Source organism: Marinibacterium sp. SX1 (genome assembly GCF_050389775.1).
Lineage (GTDB): Bacteria > Pseudomonadota > Alphaproteobacteria > Rhodobacterales > Rhodobacteraceae > Marinibacterium.
Genome location: NZ_CP177144.1, coordinates 1,446,972 through 1,466,599, shown reverse-complemented (window position 1 = coordinate 1,466,599; position 19,628 = coordinate 1,446,972). Strand labels below are relative to the sequence as shown.

Sequence of the window (19,628 nt, the reverse complement as noted above, 5' to 3'; positions counted from 1 at the left end):
AGCCGCCCCACTTGATGCCCTGGCGGTCAGGCGTTGGGCATCATGCGTTGCCCGCCACATGTTGCCCGCCACATGTTGATCGTCACACGTGCCCCGCCACGCGCTGACCGTCAGGCGTTGACCATCAGGCGTTGCCCGTCGTGGCCGTCACCCCGGCCGGCATCTGCCCGGCCTCGTCCTTCGCCCGGGCGGGTTTGCGATCCGCCGTGCCGCCGTCGGGCCGGCCCATCCCCGGCCTCCCCCGCGATGCGGCCTCTTCGGGAAAGAGAAAGCTGTATTGCGGATCGAAGGCCGACATCATCGCCGGATCCTTCGACGCCGGCCGCTCGTAGATCCTGGGCCGCAGCACCAGCAGCAGGGCCAGCAGCCATTCGCCCCCCGTGCGCAGGTATTGCCCGGCCACCATCGGCCAGAGCGACGGCTCGCGCCACCAGTGCAGCAGGCGCAACGCCTTGGCCCGCAACAGGCCGCGCTTGTACAGATAGGCCGCGGCCACCCGCCCGCGTTTCAGGTTGTCACCCCGGTAGAAATTGAACGGCACCGCCTTGTGGAAATGCGCGGCCGTGGCGATGATCTCGGCCCCGTTGCCCTTTTCCTTCGCCCGTTCCGACAGCTTGTCCATGATCTGCGGAAAGGCATAGGCCACGGGGATCATCTCGGCCGGCTTGCGCATCAGCAGCTTCATCGTCCGCTTGGCCACGCCCCCGTTCAGGAAGGCTCCGGTCATGTAATCGGGCAGGAACAGGTGGAAATAGGCCATGTAGTTGAAGACCAGCGTCCAGCTCAGCTTGATCGGGTCGTCCATCACCGGATAGCGCTGCGACAGCTGGTCCTGCTTGTAGAGCTCGGCCTGGACATGGCCTTCCATCGCCTCGACATAGGCGGGCGTCAGCATGCCCTGCCCGGCCTTCAGGATCATCGAGGTGATCTGCGGGATCTGGTGACCGAGATAGGCAATGCCCAGGCTGCCCGCCGGATCAAAGGTGAACCCGCTGTCGCCCAGCAGGAACCAGCGCCCCCTGGTGTCATAGTACTGCCTAGCCTCGTACATGTAATTGTAATAGCGCGCCTCGTCGACCTTGCGCCCGGTCTCGATCAGCGCGCGCACCCGGGGGTGATCGCGCGACAGCAGGTCCAGCATCTTGTCCTGGTTCATGGCCTTCTCGCCCAGGATCTCGGGGCGATAGGTCACGCCCACGCTGGCCAGGTCCTCGCCGTCCTCGCCCTGCATCGGGATGATCCAGATCCAGTAGCCCTTGCCGTAGAAATGATGGGTGACGGAATAGCTGTCGTAGCAATGGTGCCGGGGCTTGTCGACGTTCAGCCCGTTCAGGATCGACCGGTCGAACCCGGCCAGCCGGAACCAGTAGCTGGAGCGCTGGAACGGCGGATCCTGCTCCAGCCCCATCTGCTTGGCCAGCAGCCGTGCCCGGCCGGAACAATCGATCACGTGGTCGGCCGTGACGGTCGATGTTTCGCCGGCCTTGTCCATCACGTGGATCGTCTGCTGGCCGCCGGGCTCGTCGCTGATCTCGACCTCTGTCACCTTGCCAGTCACCTTGCGGACCAGCGGCGCGACCCGCCGGGCCAGTTCGTCGTCAAAGGTGAACCGGTTGAGGTTGTAGGCCGGCAGGCGGATCACGCCCGGGGCCTCGTGCAGGATGTAGTCCGGGCCGCCGCCCGCGCCCGCCACAGGACTTGCCTCCGCCGCAGCCTCCGTCTCGGCCATGGCCCCTTTTTCTGCCATGGCCCCCGCCGCCCCGGGCGCCTCCATGTCACCGTCCATCGCCGGCCTGGGGAAGTAATAGGTCAACCCGTACTTGTGCCGCTGGTTCTCTTCCAGGTAGGTGCCCAACCCCAGCGACAGGAAGAATTGCGAGGTCATCTCGATCGTGCTTTCGCCGACGATCGGCTTGTTGGGCACGTCGGGGTCGATCATCGTCAGCTCGGCCCCGGGCAGGTGCTTGTCGAGATACAGCGCCGCAAGCCGCCCCGACAGGCCGTTCCCGATGATGGCAATCTTGGTCATGGCTGCAATTCCTCGCTGGTCAAATGGTCCCCCGCGGGTTGGGCAATGGCCCCGGACCGGCCCCGCAAATGCCCGGGTCCCGGCCGGACCCGTCCCGCAGGTCACGTTTCACAATTGCTCGAAGGATTGCCCAAGGGGCCTGTCATCTCAAGATTTATCTGACGCAGCGTCACCGTTCACCCGCCGCTGCCGCCCGATTGACCCGCCAGAGCGCCGCCCGGCCGGGTTGCGGCCCCGATCCGCTTCGTTGACCGTAGGGAAATGGGCGGGCCTTGGCCCGTTCGGGCCGTGACGCAAGATTTTGCTGTCGCACGGCCGTCATTCCGGATCACTATCCTGCGATGTGTCGTTCCTGCTAGCCAAAGGTCATCCCCGATGCCCATCCTTCTCGACCGCCGGGCCTTCATGGCCACCACCGCCGGTTTCATCGCGCTTCATCCCTTTGCGGCCCGGGCACAAGCCGGGCAGGCGCACCTGCGGATCATGGAAACCACCGATATCCACGTCCATGTCTATCCCTACGATTATTACGGCGACCGGCCGGTCGACACCGTCGGCCTGGCCCGCACCGCCGCGCTGATCAACGGCATGCGCGACGAATCCGCCAATTCGATCCTGCTCGACAACGGCGACTTCCTGCAGGGCAACCCGATGGGCGATTACATCGCCTATGAACGGGGCATGTCCGAAGGCGACAGCCACCCGATGATCACGGCCATGAACGCGCTCGGCTTCGAAGGCTCGGTGCTGGGCAACCACGAATTCAACTATGGCCTGCCCTTCCTGATGAACTCGGTCGCCGGGGCGGATTTCCCGGTCGTCTGCGCCAATGTCGCCCGGGAAACCGGCGCGTCCCCGCGCGATGACACCACCCTGGTGCCGCCCTATGCCATCCTGGAACGCATGATCACCGATGGCGCGGGCGAGAAACACCCGATCAAGATCGGCATCATCGGCTTCGTGCCGCCCCAGATCATGACCTGGGACCGCCGCCACCTGGAAGGCAACGTGACCACCCGCGACATCGTCGAGGCCGCACGGGCCTGGGTGCCGCAGGTGCGCGAACAAGGCGCCGACATCGTCATCGCCCTGTGCCATTCGGGCATCGGCGAGGCCGACCATGTCGAGGGCCAGGAAAACGCGGCCATCCCGCTGGCCGGGGTCGATGGCATCGATGCCGTGCTGACCGGCCACCACCACCGGGTCTTCCCCGGGCCCGATTACGCCGACACCCCGGGGGTCGATGCCGAGGCCGGCACGATCATGGGCAAGCCCGCCGTCATGGCCGGCTATTGGGGCAGCCACATGGGCCTGATCGACCTGCTGCTGGAACGCGACGGCGCGGGCTGGCGCATCGCGTCCTTCACCTCCGAGGCGCGGCCGATCTATCGGCGCGAAGAGGATCGCTCGGTCACCGCGCTGGTCGAAAGCAGCAAGGGCATCCTGTCGTCGGTCAAGGCCGATCACGAGGCCACGCTGGATTACGTCCGCCGGGCCGTGGGCGAGACCGACGCGCCGCTGCACAGCTACTTCGCCCTGGTGGCCGACGATCCCTCGGTCCAGATCGTGTCCAACGCCCAGACCTGGTACATCGAACAGATGATGAAGGGCACCGAGCACGAGGGCCTGCCGATCCTGTCCGCCGCCGCGCCCTTCAAGGCCGGTGGCCGCGGCGGGCCGGAATACTACACCGAGGTCGCTCCCGGCCCGATCGCCATCAAGAACGTGGCCGACCTGTACCTCTACCCCAACACCGTGCGCGCGGTGCGCATCAACGGCGCGCTGGTGCGCGAATGGCTGGAACGCTCGGCCGGCATGTTCAACCAGATCACTCCGGGCGAGGCAGACCAGGTGCTGCTGAACCCCGATTTCCCGTCCTACAATTTCGACGTGATCGACGGGGTCGAATACCAGATCGATCTCAGCCAGCCCGCGCGCTACGACAACAAGGGCGCCGTGGTCGCGCCGACGGCACAGCGCATCGTCAACCTGACCTTCAACGGCGCGCCGATCGAACCCGACCAGGAATTCATCGTGGCCACGAACAATTACCGTGCCGGCGGTGGCGGCTATTTCCCCGGGGCCAACCCCTCGACCATCGTTTTCGAAGGGCCGGACACCAACCGCGATGTCATCGTGCGCTATATCGTCGACAAGGGCACGGTCAGCCCGGCGGCCGATGCCAACTGGCGCTTTGCCCCGATGGACGGCACGACCGTGCTGTTCGACACCGGGCCGGGCGCCGCGGGCTATGTCGACAGCGTGGCCGGCATGCAGATCGAACCGGCCGGCGACGGGCCGGACGGTTTCGCCCGCTACCGCATCACCTTGTGATCACAAAAGCCGGGCGGGGCACCTGCCCTGCCCGGCTGTTTTGAGTATCGCACAGGTCGCAAGCGATCAGTCGCGGATCGCCAGCCCGTCTTCGTCGAAGAAATGCAGCCGGTCAGGCGCAAAGGCCAGGCCGATGGGCTGGCCCGGTGCCAGGTCTTCGTCGCCATGGCTGCGGATGGTGATCTGGCCCAGCGGGCCGCCGTCGACGATGACATAGCTGTCCGCGCCCAGGTATTCGACCACGTCCACCGTCCCGTCCATCTCGCCCGTGCCCGGCGCACCGATCTGGATATGCTCAGGCCGGATGCCCAGGTGCTTAGCGGGTCGTCCGCCGCCATAGGCCCCGCCCCGCCCGCCATCCAGCGTGTAGCCCCCAGCCGAGGTCGCGCAGGGCAGGATGTTCATTGCCGGGCTGCCGATGAAACGCGCCACGAACAGGTTCGCCGGGTTCTCGTAGAGCTCGCGCGGCGGGCCGACCTGGGCGATGGTGCCATATTCCAGCACGACGATGCGGTCGGCAAGCGTCATGGCCTCGACCTGGTCGTGGGTCACGTAGATCATCGTGGCCTTGAGCGACTGGTGCAGCTTGGCGATTTCATAGCGCATCTCGACGCGCAGCGCGGCATCGAGGTTGGACAGCGGCTCGTCGAAGAGGAACGCCGTGGGCGCCCGCACGATGGACCGGCCGATGGCCACGCGCTGGCGCTGGCCGCCGGACAGGGCCTTGGGCCGGCGATCGAGGTAAGGTTCCAGCTTGAGGATGCGCGCCGCCTCGGCGACCTTTTCGTCGATCTCGGCCTTGGGCGCGCCGGAGGTCTTGAGTGAAAAGCCCATGTTGTCGGCCACCGACATGTGCGGATAGAGCGCGTAGCTCTGGAACACCATGGTCAGCCCGCGTTCGTGCGGCGGCTTGTCGGTCACGTCGTTGCCATCCAGCACGATGGCCCCGCGCGAGGTTTCCTCCAGCCCGCCGATCATGCGCAGCAGGGTGGACTTGCCGCAGCCCGAAGGCCCGACGAAGACGACAAATTCACCGTCCTCGATCTGCAGGTCCACGCCCTTGATGACCTGCAGGTCTCCGTACCACTTTTCGACCTTGTTCAGCTCGATCTTGCCCATGGCGTGCCTCCTGTCGTCGGGGATGCCCAGGCGAGCCATACGGCCGCCGTCCAGGTGAAGTTGCGTCCCCCCGCCGGGGCGCCGTCGCGGGGGTCGAAATATTCGGCAAAGCCGTTCTCGGCGATGAGACGGCGGGTGTTTTCGGTCAGGGCCTCTGCCCGGTCGACATGGCCGGCCTCGCCCAGGCCGGTGGCGATGAGCATGTTCATCATCGCCCAGACCGGCCCGCGCCAATAGCGCTTGGGTTCATAGGCCGGGTGGGCCGGATCGGTGGAAGGCACAAAAAAGGTCTCGGCCGCGGCGATCCGGTCGTAATGGGCCAGCATGCGGTCGTTGCCCAGGCCCGCGAACCAGCACAGGAAGGAGGCGTTGGAGATCACGCCGGTATGCTTGCCGCTGCGGATGTCGAGGCAATCGTAGGTCTGCGCGTCGTCGTTCCAGAGGGTTTCCGCCCCGCGCTCCATGGATGCGATCCAGCCGTCGATCTCGGCGGTGGGCTCGCCCAGCCTTGCGGCCAGGTCTCGCAGGTCACGGCTGGCGCGCAGAAGGGTGAAGGTCATCGTCGGGTCGGCCACGCGGAAGGGCGTGACCTGGCGCAGATGCGCCTCGTCCCAGCCGCAATCGCCGCCCAGCTTCACGAGGTGCAGGTAGCGGTCGTAATCCCAGCGGCGGGGCCGTTCCTCTTCGACCACGTGCGTGGTGTCGCGGCGGTAATAGGCGTCGACCCCTTCGGGTTCGATGGCGGCAAAGGGCGCGTCCCAGTCGGGGCAATTGTCACGGCCGGTCTCCCACGGGTGGGTGACGACGATGGCCCCGTCTTCATTGCGCCAGTCCATGAACCAGCGGTGCGAGGCCATGAGTTTCGGCAGGAGCGCCCGGGCGCGGGGTTCGAACGCGGCATCCTTGTCCAGCAGCCAGCGCACGAAGGTCGCGGCGATGGGCGGCTGCGAAATGCCCGAGGACGGGATCGGCCCGGTGCCACGCCAGATGTCGGGGCCGGGGAAATAGCCCGGATCGACCTGGTGGAACAGGATGTGGGGCACCATGCCGTTGTCCCACTGGCCCGAGAAGAGCGTTTCGATCTCGGTCCAGGCGCGGTCCATGTCGTGTTCGGCAAAACCGGCGGCGGCAAAGACGCTGTCCCAGTTCCACTGGTAGGGATAGAGCCCATGGGTCGGCACGGTATAGCCGCCCCGGTCATTGTTCGCGAGGATCGCGCGGGCTTCGGTGTCTCGGGTTGCGGCGTCAGTCATCCGTCATTCCATTGTGCTTCTTTCGGCGGCGCTCATACGATTGGCGCTGTCCGGCGCTGTGCGGTTGCCCGGCGCCTTCGTCACTTGAAACGCGCCACCGGCGCCTTTCCTCTTGCTGCGCAAGACCGCTCCTCACCCCTTGACCGCCCCGGCCGTCAGCCCCTTGGTCATGAATTTCTCAAGCCCCAGGAACAGCGCCATGATCGGCACGGTGGCAATCACCGCCCCGGCCATCAGGTGCTGGCGCGGGATTTCGGAGGAATTCAGCATCGCCACCCCGCGGGTCAGGGTGAATTTCGACGGGTCATCCAGCAGCATGAAGGCCAGCAGGAATTCGTTCCAGGCGATCATGAAGACGTACAGCGACACCGAGGCCAGCGCGGGCAGCGACAGCGGCAGGGTGATCTTCCAGATCACGCGCAGGCGGGTGAGGCCATCCATCAGCCCGGCTTCCTCGACCTCGGCCGGCAGACCGCGGAAATAGCCCTGCAGCATGTAGAGCGCCACGGGGATCGTCGTGACCGGGTAGATCATGACAATGCCGGTGATCGTGTTGCGCAGGCCGGTCATGGAAAAGGCGATGTAGATCGGCAGGGCCAGGACGATCATCGGCACCATGTAGATCAGCAGGATCGACCGGGAAAACACCGTGCGGCCCGTGAAGCGCAGCCGGGCCACGGCATAGGCCCCGGGCACCGAGAAGAGCAGCGTGATGAAGACCGTCAGCACCGAGACATAGAAGGACGTCCAGAGATAGCCGCCAAACCCGAACTCGGCAAAGAGCTCGACATAGCTCGACAGCAGGTCCCAGCCCCGGGTCAGGTCGATCGAGAAATCCAGCGGGTTCTGCACCAGCTGCTGCTGGTTCTTCAGGCTGGTCATGACCATGACGTAGAACGGAATGGCCACCAGCGCCTTAAAGATGACATAGCCCGCCCCGGTCAGGAACCGGATGACGGCATGTTCAAAGGCGTGGCGGGTGGCCGCGCCCAGGGGCAGCTCGGCCAGCATGTGGCGCAGGGGCACCAGCGTGGCCAGGGCCAGGGCCAGCCCGGTGATCGCGGCGGTCAGGCCCGAGACCTCGGCGCCCACGACAACCGGGCCGATGCCCAGCAGCGTTGCGGCCAGCAGGACCAGCCCGCCGATGAGGGCCCCGATCGGGCCACCCCGGCGGCTGGCCGGCACCCACATCAGGGCGCCCCAGACCAGGCAGGCCCAGAACACCGGGCGGAACGGCTCGCCGGTGGAAAACGACAGGACAACGGCCACCGTGAAGCCGGTGATCACCATCCACAGCGCGCCGATCAGCGGGCCGGTGACATAGCCATGGCGCAGGGTGTTCATGACCGGCCCCCGGTGCAGGGCAGCGATCTGGCCTTGGGGCTGGACATCACAGGCCCTCCTCTCGGCTGACGTATTTGAGGAAGAAGATCGAGAAGACCAGCAGCACGCAGAAGACCACCACGGCCACCGCCGCCCCGGCCCCGATGTTGGACACAGCAAAGGCCTGTTCATAGACATTGACGGTCAGGGTCCGGGTGCCGGCATTGCCGCCCGTCAGCAGGAAGATGTCGTCGAACTTGTTGAAGGTCCAGATGAAGCGCAGCAGGAACAGGACCGACAGGATGCCCAGAAGCTGGGGCACCGAGAGATACCAGAACTGCTGGAAGGGCGAGGCCCCGTCCATGTCGGCGGCCTCGTACATGTCGGTGTCGATCGACTGCATCCGGGCCAGGATGAACAGGAAGGACAGCGGGAAATAGCGCCAGATTTCAAAGACCGTGACCATGATCAGGGCCAGCGGGCGTTCCCCGAAGAAATTGATCGGCGCATCGGCCAGGCCCATCTGGACCAACAGCGCGTTGACCGAGCCGGAAAACGGATCGAGCAGGATGACCCAGGTGAAGGACACGGCGATCACCGGGGCGACATAGGGGAACAGGTACAGGCCCCGCAGGATGCCCTGCCCCTTGAATTCCTTGTTCAAAAGCAGCGCGGCGAACAGGCCCACGACCAGCGCGCCGACGGTGCCCACGACGGTGTAGAACACCGTGGCCCAGAGCACGGCCAGGAATTCGTCGTCATCGAAGATGCGGGCGAAGTTCTCGAAGGTGAACTCGGCATTGGTCAGGATGTTGTCGGCCTTGCCCGTGGCCAGCGCTTCGGTCTCGTCCTCGATGGCGTCTTCCAGCGCCTCGGCGTCGAAACCCTCAGCAAAGGTGACGGGCAGCTCCAGCGTCAGCCGGGACTTGGGCTCAAGCGTGCCGATGGTGCAGGTCAGGGCCGCGCCGTCCAGGGCGCATTGCTCTGGCAGGATGCCGGCCGTCACGCCCTCGGGCAGGGTGTCGGTCAGCACCACGTCGGTGATCGGCTTGTCCTGGCTGCGGTTCTGCAGCCGGTAGCGGATGTGCTGGGTGGCCTCGCCGGCGTCGCGCAGATCCTCGCGGGCCACCGGCACCGGCGGGCGCAGATCGGCCAGGCCGATGGGTTTGAAGCTGATCCAGAAGATCGACAGGAGCGGCAGCACCACCACCAGCGACACGCTGAGGATGGTGGGCAGCAAGAGCCCCCAGGCCAGCCGCGCTTCGCGGCGGGCAAGCGGGCCGTGGCCCCTGGGCGGTGTCTTGGATGGTGTGATGTCCGTCATGCCTTGATGGCCCGCGCCGGCAAAGGCGCGGGCCGGTCCCTTATTCGACTTTGGCCAGTTCGTCGTTCATCTCGGCCACGGCCGTGGATGCGTCGATCTCGCCGTCGATATATTGCCGCACGACCCGGTTGATGGCCTGGCTGTTGATCATCTTGGACGCCAGCGCCAGCTGGCCTTCCTCGACGCCCCAGCGCTTGGCCACGTCCAGCCCGCCGACGATCTCGTCGATCATGTCCTGGGCATAAAGATCCCCCAGCGCCGCCTTGCGGTCGACACCGACCGGCAGGGTCGACCAGGCCTCGATGAACTCGCCCGGGCTGTCGGCCGTGCCGGTGCGCACCGGGAACTTGCCTTCGGGCGCGATCGACAGGGTCGCGGTATAGCCGTCACCCATGGAATACTTGACGAATTCCATCGCCTCGTCCGTGTCCGCATCGGCGGTGATGCCGAAATACCGGATGTCGCCCCAGGCCGCGCCATCGGGGTTGGACGGCCCGGCAAAGTTGGTCACGATCCCGGTCTTCGAGGCCAGCTCGGCCGAGGTCGGGTCATCGGTGATCGTCGGCGGGGCGCTGTCGCGCAGGCCGGCCAGCTCGTCGAGGATGAAGGGCGACCAGATGATCATCGCGGCCTGGCCGGCGAAATAGAGCGTCCGGGACTGGTCCCAGTACAATTCGCCCGGGGGCGAGGCCTCGGCAATGGCCTTGTAGAAATCGAGGACCTCGGTGGTCTTGGCCTCGTCGAACCCGGTGAACCCGTCGGGGCCGACCGGCGTGGCGCCATTGGCCAGGAAGACATGTTCCAGCACTTGGCTCATGAAGTTCTCGTCGACCTTGGTGGCCGCGACAAAGCCGAACATCTCGGGCGGGTTGTGCAGCGCCTCGATGGCCGCGATCACGTTGGCAAAGGTCGTCGGTGCCTCCAGGCCGGCCTCGTCGAACAGGTCCTTGCGGTAGACGATCATCTGCGTCCAGCCGTCGACCGGCACGCTGGCCCAGCCGTCTTCGGTGGCCGCCATGCCAAGCGCGCCGGGCGCGAAGGTGTCGGTGCCCAGCTCTTCGATCACGTCGGTCGCCGCATCGGCGTCCAGGATGCCGGCCTCGTACCAGGGCAGCGCGTATTGCAGGGTGTGGTAGATCACGTCGGGCAGGTCACCGGCCGCATAGGCTGCCGTGGCCCGGGTGCCCAGGTCGGTTTCCGACACGGGGATGACCTCGACCGCGATGCCGGACGCCTTCTCGAACTCGGCCGCCATCTCCTGTTGCTTGGCCAGCCGTTCGGGCTGTTCCTCGGTCGTCCAGAAGCGGATGTCGGCAAGACCGGCCGTGGCGCTCAACGCCAGCGCGGTCGCGCCGGACAGCAGCAGCCCGGCCGATTTGGAAACGTACAAGGACATTGAAGTGATCTCCCTCAAACTTCGGTTTGGCGATCTTTGTCAAACAGTTAGCGCCGGCAAGGCGCAAGGAAAGGGCGCATCGCCGCCCCGCGGACAAGCCAGGCCGCCCGCTCCTCCCGCGCGCAATGTGAACGCGTGAGCACAGATCCGGCAAGGCCAATCTATGCTGCACCTGCACGATCCGACGACCCATTGAGCCGGCCGAATCATGGGTTCGGCCCTTGGGGCAAAGGCGATTCCTGCTGACCAAGCGGAATGCTGCGGCTGCGGCAGACGGGGGGCGGCAAAATGCACCTGCGCCCATTTTTTGACCATATGAACAGATTTTACCGGAAATTGCGGCGATTTGATGCGCTGACCGCACCATCCCGCCCGCGATTTCGGGCGATCACAAGCCGCGCACGACCTCGGCCATGGCCGCGCCCAGGGCCAGGTGCGCATCGGCCGACAGGTGCACCCCGTCGACCGGCGAGACCCGGGCAACCTGCCCGGCGTCAAGGAACCCCGCTCCGAATTCGGCGGCCAGCGCGGCATACATCCCGGCCAGCCGGCGCGATTTCTCGGCCCCCCCGGCAAAGCTCTCGCCCCGCGGGCCGATCTCGTCCACCGGCACCGGCGCCACGACCAACACGGCCGGCGGGCGCCGGTCGGGCCCGGCCTCGCTGGCCGCGATGCGGGTCAGCAGGGTGCGGATGCCCTTGGCGATGTCCGGCGCCGGCAGGGCCAGGTGGGCCTTGAGGTCATTGGTGCCCAGCATCAGGATCAGCAGGTCGATGGGCGCCTGGCTTTCCAGCGCGGCGGGCAGCAGGCGCAGCCCGTTCTTGTGCGGCCCTTCGAACGGGTTGTCGTGGCAGGTCGTCCGCCCGGGCAGCCCCTCTTCGATGACATGCCACCCTTCGCCCAGGTCGGCTGCCATGGACATCGGCCAGCGGGTCGCGCGATCATAGCGGAACCAGCTGCCGTCTTCGGTCATCGGCGACGAGCCGTAGGTGTTGGAATCGCCGTAACAGAGGATCGTGCCCGGCCGCATTAGCCGGCGCTGCCATAGGGTGCCGAGATCAGGTCGCCCTCAAAGCCCAGCGCCGCCGAGGCCTCTTCGCCCGCCGCGCGCAGCAGCGCCACGTATTCCGGCTTGCGCGCTTCGTCGAACCGGAACAGCGGGAAGGATATGCTGATCGCCGCCACCGACTTGCCCATGTGATCCAGCACCGGCGTGGCCATGCAGCGCACGCCGGCCTCGCTTTCCTCAATCTCTTCGGAATAGCCCCGCGCCCGGGTCTCGCGCAGTTGCTGGCGCAGGGCCCCGGCATCGGTGATCGTGCGCGGCGCCAGCGGCTCCATATCCATCGCCGCGATGCGCTCGGCCACCTCGTCGTCATCGCGCCAGGCCAGCAGGGCCTTGCCCAGCGAGGTCGAATAGAGCGGGTTGCGCAGGCCCAGCGTGGATTGCATCGAGAGATTGTAGAAACTGTCGTACTTGTGGATGTAGGTCACCTTCTGCTCGCGCTCGTCCATGACGCCGAGGTTCACCGATTCCCCCGTGGCCCGCGACAGCTTGCCCATGACCTGGTCGGCAATGCGCAGCAGGTCCGACCGCCCGGTCAGCGACCGCGCCGCCAGGCTGAAGAGCTTGAGCGTCAGGGCGTATTTCTCGGTGTCGGGATCCTGCTCGGCATAGCCGAGATCGACCAGCGTATGCAGCAACCGGTGCGCCGTGGTCTTTGACGTCATCGCCCGCTGGGCGATTTCGGACAGGGACGCGCGCTTTTCCTCGGCCAGGGTTTCGAACACCGCGAAGACCTTCAGAACAGCCGCCGCATTTTCGGTTTTGGGGGTGGAATCAGACATGTCGCCCGTTCTGTAAATTCTGGAACCGCATTCTGTTTTTCTCGAAGCCAAGAGTCAAGGGAGCCACCGGCCACACAGCAAAGCACTGACAATGCATGGTTTTCCCTCCTGCTCCGCGATCCGAAATGCCTGTTGCAATGGCAGGTGGATTGTGGTTTCCTTAAAAGTGGAACGAGGTTCCGAAAAAGTCAACACAACGTTCTGCAAGGTTCGAAACAGTGATGCACCCCCTTCTCAGCCAGCCCCAGCGGCTGCTTCCGCGGGACGATGTCTGCGGGCTGATCGACCGGCTGACCGACAACCTGATCAACATTCGCGACGAGACCGGCGATTTCCTGCTGCGGCTCGACGACGGGCGGGTGATCGACACCAAGGGCTGGGCCGGCTGGGAATGGACCCACGGGATCGGGCTGTATGGCCTGCTCAAGTACTGGCAGACGACGGGCAACGCCCAGGCGATGCAGGTCATCACCGATTGGTTCGACGCCCGGCTGGCCGAGGGCACACCGACCAAGAACATCAACACCGTCGCGCCTTTCCTGACGCTGGCCTGCCTCTACGAAGCCGATCCCAACCCGGTCTGGCGGACCTATCTCGACCGCTGGGCGGAATGGGTGATGCACGAGATGCCCCGCACCCGCGAGGGCGGGCTGCAGCACATCGTCTACAATTCGGTCAACGACCAGCAGATGTGGGACGACACGCTGATGATGTCGGTCATGCCGCTGGCCAAGATCGGGCTGGTGCTGGACCGGCCCGAATATGTCGAGGAAGCCAAGTACCAGTTCCTCGTGCATTCCCAGTATCTTGCCGACACGACCTCGGGCCTGTGGTTCCATGGCTGGACCTTTGACGGCAACCACAACTTTGCCCGCGCGCTCTGGGCCCGGGGCAATTCCTGGATCACCATCGCCATCCCCGAATTCATCGACCTGCTCGACCTGCCGCCCAACGATCCGCTGCGCCGCCACCTGCTGTCGCTGCTGAACCGCCAGGCGAAGGCGCTGAAGGAGACACAGGACACAAGCGGCCTGTGGCACACGCTGCTGGACGATCCGGGCAGCTATCTCGAAGCCTCGGCCACGGCCGGCTTTGCCTACGGGCTGCTGAAGGGCGTGCGCAAGCGCTACCTGCCCGAGGAATACCGCCCCGTGGCCACGGCCGCCGTGAAGGGCGTGATCGACAATATCTCGCCCGAGGGCGAGCTGCTCAACGTGTCCTTCGGCACGGCCATGGGCAACGACCTCGATTTCTACCGGCAGATCGCCCTGACCTCGATGCCCTATGGCCAGGCCATGGCGATGCTCTGCCTGTCCGAGTTCCTGCTGACCTATGTCTAGCCGGCCGGGCCGATGACATTCGGGGGTCCGGGCGCAATGGAGGAAGGCGCGCCCGGGCCCCCGCCCCAAAAGACCTGAAAAGGCGACATGAGAGGAGGACCCCCCAGATGACGCTGACCCGCAGACGCCTGCTTGGCACCATCGGTGCCGCAACCGCCGCTTCGGCCCTGCCCGGGCTGCCCGCCCTGGCCCAGGATCGCAGCATCCGGCACTTCTGGTGGGGCAACCCCACCCGCGACAAGAACACCTTTGCCGTGATCGAGATCTTTCAGGGCAATCACCCCGAGATCGCCGTGTCGGGCGAGACCATCGGCTGGGGCGATTACTGGACCAAGATGGCCACCCAGACCGCCGGCGGCAACATGGCCGATGTCGTGCAGATGGACCACGGCTTCATCAACGAATACGTCTCGCGCGGGGCGCTCAGGTCGATGGACGACCTGGTTGGCGACAAGATCGACATCTCGCATTACGACGACGGCGCCAACGCGGTGGGCACGATCGACGGCTCGCTCTACGGCATTTCCATCGGCGCGACGAGCCAGGCGATCCCCTATAACCGCAGGGTCTTCGAGGATGCCGGCGTCGAATTCGACCCGCTGGGCTGGACGACCGAGGATTTCGCCGCCGCCTGCGCCCGGATCACCGAGGCCACCGGCGGCGAGGTGACCGGGTCGGAAGACCTGTCGCTCTACATCGAGAATTTCGAGGTCTGGGTCCGCCAGGCCGGCCATGACCTTTACACCGCCGACGGCAAGATCGGCGCCACGCCCGAGGACGTGGCAAGCTACTGGGCCTTCTGGAAGGACCTGCGCGATGCCGGGGTGATCGAAGGCAAGGACCAGACCGTCATCCTGGACAAGGGCATGGCCGAGCTGGGCATCGTCAAGGGCAGCACGGCGGCCACCTTCCGCTATGCCAACCAGGTCGGCGCGGTGCAGTCGCTGATGGTCGACCCGGTCGGCGCGGCCATGGTGCCCCAGCGCGAGGGCATGGCCCATGGCCATTTCGTGCTGCCCTCGATGTTCCTGTCGATCACCCGCGACGTCAAGGACCTGGACGCGGCGGCGATGTACATCAACGACTGGATCAACACGCCCGAAGCCATCGTGGCGCTTGGCCTCGACCGGGGCATCCCGCCCAGCGAGACCGGCCGCGCCGCCCTGGCCCCCAGCCTCAGCGAGACCGAAACCGCCGTGGTCGAATATTTCGGTGCGATCCAGCCCAAGATCGGCCCCCGCCCGACGGCCAAGCCCAAGGGTGCCGGCGAGGTCCGCGACGCCTTCATGCGCATCGGCACCGAGGTCGTGCTGGGCAACCTGTCGCCCGAGGACGGCGCCGAGCAATTCACCGGCGACGCCGAGGCCATCCTGTTCCGGGCCAACCGCTAAGGCTGACCCTCAGGCCCCCGCTTCCCCTCCCAGGGCGGGGGCCGCCCTGACCGGATACACATATGCACCGTTTCCTACGCCGAAATGCCGCCGGATACCTGTTCCTGTCGCCCTGGCTGATCGGGTTCTTCTTCCTGGCGCTGGGGCCGATCCTGGCCTCGCTCTACCTCAGCTTCACCCGCTACGACATGGTCACGCCCCCTGTCTGGGACGGGCTGGGCAATTACCAGTACATGTTCCAGTACGACCGCCGGTTCTACAAGGCGCTGCAGGTGACGTTCCTCTTCGTTGCGCTGTCGGTGCCCCTGCGGCTGGCCATGGCCCTGGGCGTGGCGATGCTGCTGGACAAGGGCCTGCGCACCATCGGCGTCTACCGGGCGATCTTCTACCTGCCCTCGCTGCTGGGCGCCTCCATCGCCATTGCGCTGCTCTGGCGCGAGATGTTCGGCCTGCACGGGGTGGTCAACGGCGTGCTGGCCATGTTCGGGGTCGAAGGCATCGGCTGGATCACCAATCCCGACACCTCGATCTATACCATCGTCATCCTGGCCATGTGGCAGTTCGGCTCGCCCATGCTGATCTTCCTGGCCGGCCTGCGCGGCATCCCCCGCGACCTGTACGAGGCCGCCGAGATCGACGGCACCCGGCCCTGGCGGCGGTTCACCCGGATCACCCTGCCGATGCTGGCCCCGGTGATCTTCTTCAACCTGGTCCTGCAGACCATCGAGGCGTTCAAGACCTTCACCTCGGCCTTCATCATCTCGAACGGCACCGGCGCCCCGGCCGACAGCCTGCTGTTCTACACGGTCTACCTCTTCAACGAGGCCTTCAAGTTCTTCCGCATGGGCTATGCCTCGGCGCTGGCCTGGGTGCTGCTGATCATCATCGCCGCCTTCACGGCGCTGGCCTTCGCAACGTCGAAATACTGGGTGCATTATGAAAACGAACGTGATTGACGCCCCCCTGCCCGACAGCGACGCCCGGCTCGCCCATGACATCCGGCTGCGTCAGAAACAGCGCGAGAAACGCGCCCGGCTGCTCAAGCATGTCTTCCTGATCCTGCTCAGCTTCGTCATGCTCTACCCGCTGTTCTGGCTGACCGCCTCGTCGCTCAAGCCGGAAAACGAGATCTTCGGCTCGCTCGGCCTGTGGCCCTCGACATTCCAGTGGTCCAACTACACCGAGGGCTGGAACGCCCTGCCGGTCAGCTTCACGGTGTTCTACAAGAATTCCGCCATCGTCACGGTGCTGTCGGTCATCGGCAACCTGCTCAGCTGTTCCTTTGCGGCCTATGCCTTTGCCCGGTTGCAGTTCAACGGCCGGACGTTCTTCTTCGGCCTGATGATGATGACCATGATGCTGCCCTATCATGTCGTGCTCATCCCCCAGTATGTCCTGTTCCTGAAACTGGGCTGGGTCGATACCTACCTGCCGCTTGTCGTGCCCCGTTTCCTGGCTGCCGACGGGTTCTTCATCTTCCTGATGATCCAGTTCTTCCGCCAGATCCCGCGCGAGTTGGACGAGGCGGCGATGATCGACGGCTGTTCGCCCTTCAAGATCTACTGGGCGGTCATCATGCCCCTGTCGCTGCCCGCGCTCGGCACTGCCGCGATCTTCTCGCTGATCTGGGTCTGGGAGGATTTCCTCGCCCCGCTGATCTATCTCAACGACATCAACAGCTACACCGTCCCGCTTGCCCTGCGGCTCTTCGTCGACCGCGAAGGCCAGTCGGCCTTTGGGCAGATGTTCGCGATGTCCGTCCTGTCCCTCGTGCCGGTGCTGATCTTCTTCGTGGCCTTCCAGAAGATGATCATTCGCGGCATCGCCACCTCCGGCATGAAATAAGGAACCTGTTCAATGGCTGGTCTCACCCTGCGCAATGTCGGCAAATCCTATGGCGCCGTGAATGTCATCGAGGGCCTGAACCTCGACATCCACGACGGCGAATTCCTGGTGCTGGTCGGCCCGTCGGGCTGCGGCAAATCCACCCTGCTGCGCATGATCGCCGGGCTGGAAGAGATCACCGACGGCACCGTGTCCATCGCCGACACCGTGGTCAACGACCTGCCCGCATCGAAACGCGAGCTGTCGATGGTCTTTCAGTCCTACGCGCTGTACCCGCACATGTCGGTGCGCAAGAACCTGGCCTTTGGCCTGCAGAACCTCAGGATGCCCAAGGCCGAGATCGACCGGCGGGTGGCCGATGCCGCGCGGATCCTGCAGATCGAACCCCTGCTCGACCGCAAGCCGCGCCAGCTGTCGGGCGGACAGAAACAGCGCGTGGCCATCGGCCGGTCCATCGTGCGCGAACCCCAGCTGTTTCTCTTCGACGAGCCGCTGTCGAACCTCGACGCCGAGCTGCGCGTGCAGATGCGCGTCGAGCTGGCCGCGCTCTACGACCGGCTCAAGACCACGATGATCTATGTCACCCATGACCAGGTCGAGGCGATGACCCTGGCCAGCCGGATCGTCGTGCTGCGCGGGGGCAAGATCGAACAGGTCGGCACCCCGTCCGAGCTCTATACCCGGCCGGCCAACCTCTTTGTCGCCGGGTTCATCGGCTCGCCCAAGATCAACACCCTGCCGGCTCGGGTCGTGGTCGAGGACAGCCGGCGGATGGCCAAGCTGGCCGATTTCCCGGCCTTCGCCCTGCCCGAACTCGACAGCGCCGATGCCGAGATGACCCTGTGCGTGCGGCCCGAGAAGGTCCGGCTGGGCGGTGGCGACATCACCACCGAAGGGCGCATCCGGCTGGTCGAATACCTGGGCGCGGAAACGCTGGTCTATATCGACCTGCCGTCGGGCCAGAGCCTGCTGTTCCATGCGGCCGGCCCCGACACCCACCGCACCGGCGACAGCGTGACCGTGGGCATCGACCTGGCCGACCTGCATTACTTCGATGCCGAGGGCAACCGCACCGAACCGCCGCTGGCCCGGGCGGCCTGAGCCCATGCGCTATGCCATCGTCGGCTGCGGCTCGCGCCATCGCATGTTCCGCGACGCGCTTTGCGGGCCTTATGCGGACCGTCACCAGCTGGTCGCCCTGTGCGACAGCAACCCCCGCCGGCTGGCCCTGTCGGCGGCCGAGGCCGGCCGGCCCGTGGCCACCCATGACGCGGCGGATTTCAAGGCGATGATCGCGGCCGAACAGCCCGACAGCATCATCGTGGCCACGCCCGACCACACCCATGCCGATTACATCGTCACCGCGCTCGAAGCCGGCTGCGAGGTGATCTGCGAAAAGCCCCTGGCCACCCATCCCGACCAGCTGGCCCGCATCCTCGATGCCCAGGCCCGCACCGGCGGGCGGATCACGGTCACCTTCAACTATCGCTATTCCCCGGCCCGCACCCAGCTGCGCGAGATCATCGCGGCGGGCACCATCGGAGAGGTCACGGCCGTCGATTTCCGCTGGCATCTCGATCGCATCCACGGGGCCGATTACTTTCGCCGCTGGCACCGGCAAAAGGCCAATTCGGGCGGGCTGCTGGTGCACAAGGCCAGCCATCATTTCGACCTGCTGAACTGGTGGCTGGACAGCCGGCCCGAACAGGTCACCGCCTCGGCCCGGCGGGCGTTCTATACGCCGCAGACCGCCGCCGACCTGGGCCTGGCCCATCCCGGCCCGCGCTGCGCAACCTGCCTGGACGGCGCGCAATGCGATTTCGCGCTGGTGCTCGATGACGACGACAACCTGCGCCGGCTCTACCGCGAGGCCGAGCAGGCCGACGGCTATCACCGCAACCTGTGTGTCTTTGACCCGGCCATCGGCATCGAGGACACGTTCCAGGCCCATATCCGCTTTGCCAGCGGGGCCAGCGCCAATTACACGCTTTATGCCTATGCGCCCTGGGAAGGGCTGGAGGTGAGCTTCATCGGCACAAGGGGCGAGCTGACCCACCGCCATACCGAGGTGCATGGCATCTTTGGCGGCAAGCGCCCGCCGGGGGAACATGAATCCATGGCCACCACGCTGCACCTGGCCGGCGAGGCGCCGCGGGCCGTCGAGATCCCCGAAGGCTCGGGCGACCATGGCGGGGCCGATCCGGTGATGCTCGAAGACCTCTTTGCGCCCGACCGCGCCGGGCCCGACCGCCACAACCGGGCGTCGGACCAGCGGGCCGGCGCCTGGTCGATCCTGACCGGCATCGCCGCCGACCGCGCCGCGCAGAGCGGCGTGGCCACCGATATCGGCGCGCTGATCCGTGACAACGCGCTGGTCGGGCTGACCGATCCAAGCCGTCCCGAGGCGGGCGCGGCCTGAACGGGCG

Annotated in this window: 15 protein-coding genes; 7 read left to right on the top strand and 8 right to left on the bottom strand. The window is 65.9% G+C overall.

The features are described 5' to 3' along the window. Positions 1-124: 124 nt before the first annotated feature. Positions 125-2,029 (bottom strand): tryptophan 7-halogenase, encoded by a 1,905-nt coding sequence (locus tag ACK3BB_RS06510; protein ID WP_428927912.1) that lies wholly within the window; start codon positions 2,027-2,029, stop codon positions 125-127. Between the two features lie 375 nt (positions 2,030-2,404). Between ACK3BB_RS06510 and ACK3BB_RS06505 the strand changes: the two genes are divergently transcribed. Continuing rightward, positions 2,405-4,363 carry a bifunctional 2',3'-cyclic-nucleotide 2'-phosphodiesterase/3'-nucleotidase gene (locus ACK3BB_RS06505; protein WP_428927911.1) on the top strand — a complete coding sequence of 653 codons (1,959 nt, stop codon included), beginning with the start codon at positions 2,405-2,407 and terminating at the stop codon, positions 4,361-4,363. Between the two features lie 66 nt (positions 4,364-4,429). Here the strand turns inward: ACK3BB_RS06505 and ACK3BB_RS06500 are convergent, their stop codons facing one another. The 7 genes from ACK3BB_RS06500 to kdgR all read right to left on the bottom strand — a co-directional run bounded on the left by ACK3BB_RS06500 (position 4,430) and on the right by kdgR (position 12,626). Next, positions 4,430-5,482: an ABC transporter ATP-binding protein gene (locus ACK3BB_RS06500; RefSeq protein WP_428927910.1), complete on the bottom strand. Its 1,053-nt coding sequence runs from the start codon at positions 5,480-5,482 to the stop codon at positions 4,430-4,432. Further along, complete coding sequence (locus ACK3BB_RS06495; RefSeq protein WP_428927909.1) at positions 5,464-6,735, bottom strand: MGH1-like glycoside hydrolase domain-containing protein; 1,272 nt, start codon at positions 6,733-6,735, stop codon at positions 5,464-5,466. Before ACK3BB_RS06495 ends, ACK3BB_RS06500 begins: the two co-directional genes overlap by 19 nt. Before the next feature lie 132 nt (positions 6,736-6,867). Next, positions 6,868-8,079: a carbohydrate ABC transporter permease gene (locus ACK3BB_RS06490; protein WP_428927908.1), complete on the bottom strand. Its 1,212-nt coding sequence runs from the start codon at positions 8,077-8,079 to the stop codon at positions 6,868-6,870. A gap of 46 nt (positions 8,080-8,125) precedes the next feature. Continuing rightward, on the bottom strand, positions 8,126-9,382 hold the full coding sequence (locus tag ACK3BB_RS06485; RefSeq protein ID WP_428927907.1) for an ABC transporter permease subunit: 1,257 nt from the start codon (positions 9,380-9,382) through the stop codon (positions 8,126-8,128). A 40-nt stretch (positions 9,383-9,422) separates the two neighbouring features. Continuing rightward, positions 9,423-10,778 (bottom strand): ABC transporter substrate-binding protein, encoded by a 1,356-nt coding sequence (locus ACK3BB_RS06480; RefSeq protein WP_428927906.1) that lies wholly within the window; start codon positions 10,776-10,778, stop codon positions 9,423-9,425. A gap of 388 nt (positions 10,779-11,166) precedes the next feature. Further along, positions 11,167-11,808 (bottom strand): SGNH/GDSL hydrolase family protein, encoded by a 642-nt coding sequence (locus tag ACK3BB_RS06475; protein WP_428927905.1) that lies wholly within the window; start codon positions 11,806-11,808, stop codon positions 11,167-11,169. Beyond that, complete coding sequence (gene kdgR, locus ACK3BB_RS06470) at positions 11,808-12,626, bottom strand: DNA-binding transcriptional regulator KdgR (protein WP_428927904.1); 819 nt, start codon at positions 12,624-12,626, stop codon at positions 11,808-11,810. Before kdgR ends, ACK3BB_RS06475 begins: the two co-directional genes overlap by 1 nt. 221 nt (positions 12,627-12,847) lie before the next feature. Between kdgR and ACK3BB_RS06465 the strand changes: the two genes are divergently transcribed. The 6 genes from ACK3BB_RS06465 to ACK3BB_RS06440 all read left to right on the top strand — a co-directional run bounded on the left by ACK3BB_RS06465 (position 12,848) and on the right by ACK3BB_RS06440 (position 19,621). Then, the gene (locus ACK3BB_RS06465; protein WP_428927903.1) at positions 12,848-13,966 is read left to right on the top strand and encodes a glycoside hydrolase family 88/105 protein; all 1,119 of its coding nucleotides are present in this window, start codon (positions 12,848-12,850) and stop codon (positions 13,964-13,966) included. Between the two features lie 107 nt (positions 13,967-14,073). Then, complete coding sequence (locus tag ACK3BB_RS06460; RefSeq protein WP_428927902.1) at positions 14,074-15,357, top strand: ABC transporter substrate-binding protein; 1,284 nt, start codon at positions 14,074-14,076, stop codon at positions 15,355-15,357. A 62-nt stretch (positions 15,358-15,419) separates the two neighbouring features. After that, the gene (locus tag ACK3BB_RS06455) at positions 15,420-16,313 is read left to right on the top strand and encodes a carbohydrate ABC transporter permease (RefSeq protein ID WP_428927901.1); all 894 of its coding nucleotides are present in this window, start codon (positions 15,420-15,422) and stop codon (positions 16,311-16,313) included. Then, a complete protein-coding gene (locus ACK3BB_RS06450; RefSeq protein WP_428927900.1) occupies positions 16,306-17,202 on the top strand; it encodes a carbohydrate ABC transporter permease in 897 nt (298 codons plus the stop codon). Before ACK3BB_RS06455 ends, ACK3BB_RS06450 begins: the two co-directional genes overlap by 8 nt. 12 nt (positions 17,203-17,214) lie before the next feature. After that, positions 17,215-18,303, top strand: coding sequence for an ABC transporter ATP-binding protein (locus ACK3BB_RS06445; protein WP_428927899.1), 1,089 nt, complete (start codon positions 17,215-17,217; stop codon positions 18,301-18,303). Positions 18,304-18,307: 4 nt separating this feature from the next. Next, positions 18,308-19,621: a Gfo/Idh/MocA family protein gene (locus ACK3BB_RS06440; RefSeq protein WP_428927898.1), complete on the top strand. Its 1,314-nt coding sequence runs from the start codon at positions 18,308-18,310 to the stop codon at positions 19,619-19,621. The last annotated feature ends 7 nt before the right edge of the window (positions 19,622-19,628 follow it).

What these genes read in the sequence shown, in the direction of transcription:
- ACK3BB_RS06510 (WP_428927912.1), bottom strand. Translation starts at nt 2,029, where the DNA reads ATGACCAAGATTGCCATCATCGGGAACGGCCTGTCGGGGCGGCTTGCG.
- ACK3BB_RS06505 (WP_428927911.1), top strand. Translation starts at nt 2,405, where the DNA reads ATGCCCATCCTTCTCGACCGCCGGGCCTTCATGGCCACCACCGCCGGT.
- ACK3BB_RS06500 (WP_428927910.1), bottom strand. Translation starts at nt 5,482, where the DNA reads ATGGGCAAGATCGAGCTGAACAAGGTCGAAAAGTGGTACGGAGACCTG.
- ACK3BB_RS06495 (WP_428927909.1), bottom strand. Translation starts at nt 6,735, where the DNA reads ATGACTGACGCCGCAACCCGAGACACCGAAGCCCGCGCGATCCTCGCG.
- ACK3BB_RS06490 (WP_428927908.1), bottom strand. Translation starts at nt 8,079, where the DNA reads ATGAACACCCTGCGCCATGGCTATGTCACCGGCCCGCTGATCGGCGCG.
- ACK3BB_RS06485 (WP_428927907.1), bottom strand. Translation starts at nt 9,382, where the DNA reads ATGACGGACATCACACCATCCAAGACACCGCCCAGGGGCCACGGCCCG.
- ACK3BB_RS06480 (WP_428927906.1), bottom strand. Translation starts at nt 10,778, where the DNA reads ATGTCCTTGTACGTTTCCAAATCGGCCGGGCTGCTGCTGTCCGGCGCG.
- ACK3BB_RS06475 (WP_428927905.1), bottom strand. Translation starts at nt 11,808, where the DNA reads ATGCGGCCGGGCACGATCCTCTGTTACGGCGATTCCAACACCTACGGC.
- kdgR (WP_428927904.1), bottom strand. Translation starts at nt 12,626, where the DNA reads ATGTCTGATTCCACCCCCAAAACCGAAAATGCGGCGGCTGTTCTGAAG.
- ACK3BB_RS06465 (WP_428927903.1), top strand. Translation starts at nt 12,848, where the DNA reads ATGCACCCCCTTCTCAGCCAGCCCCAGCGGCTGCTTCCGCGGGACGAT.
- ACK3BB_RS06460 (WP_428927902.1), top strand. Translation starts at nt 14,074, where the DNA reads ATGACGCTGACCCGCAGACGCCTGCTTGGCACCATCGGTGCCGCAACC.
- ACK3BB_RS06455 (WP_428927901.1), top strand. Translation starts at nt 15,420, where the DNA reads ATGCACCGTTTCCTACGCCGAAATGCCGCCGGATACCTGTTCCTGTCG.
- ACK3BB_RS06445 (WP_428927899.1), top strand. Translation starts at nt 17,215, where the DNA reads ATGGCTGGTCTCACCCTGCGCAATGTCGGCAAATCCTATGGCGCCGTG.
- ACK3BB_RS06440 (WP_428927898.1), top strand. Translation starts at nt 18,308, where the DNA reads ATGCGCTATGCCATCGTCGGCTGCGGCTCGCGCCATCGCATGTTCCGC.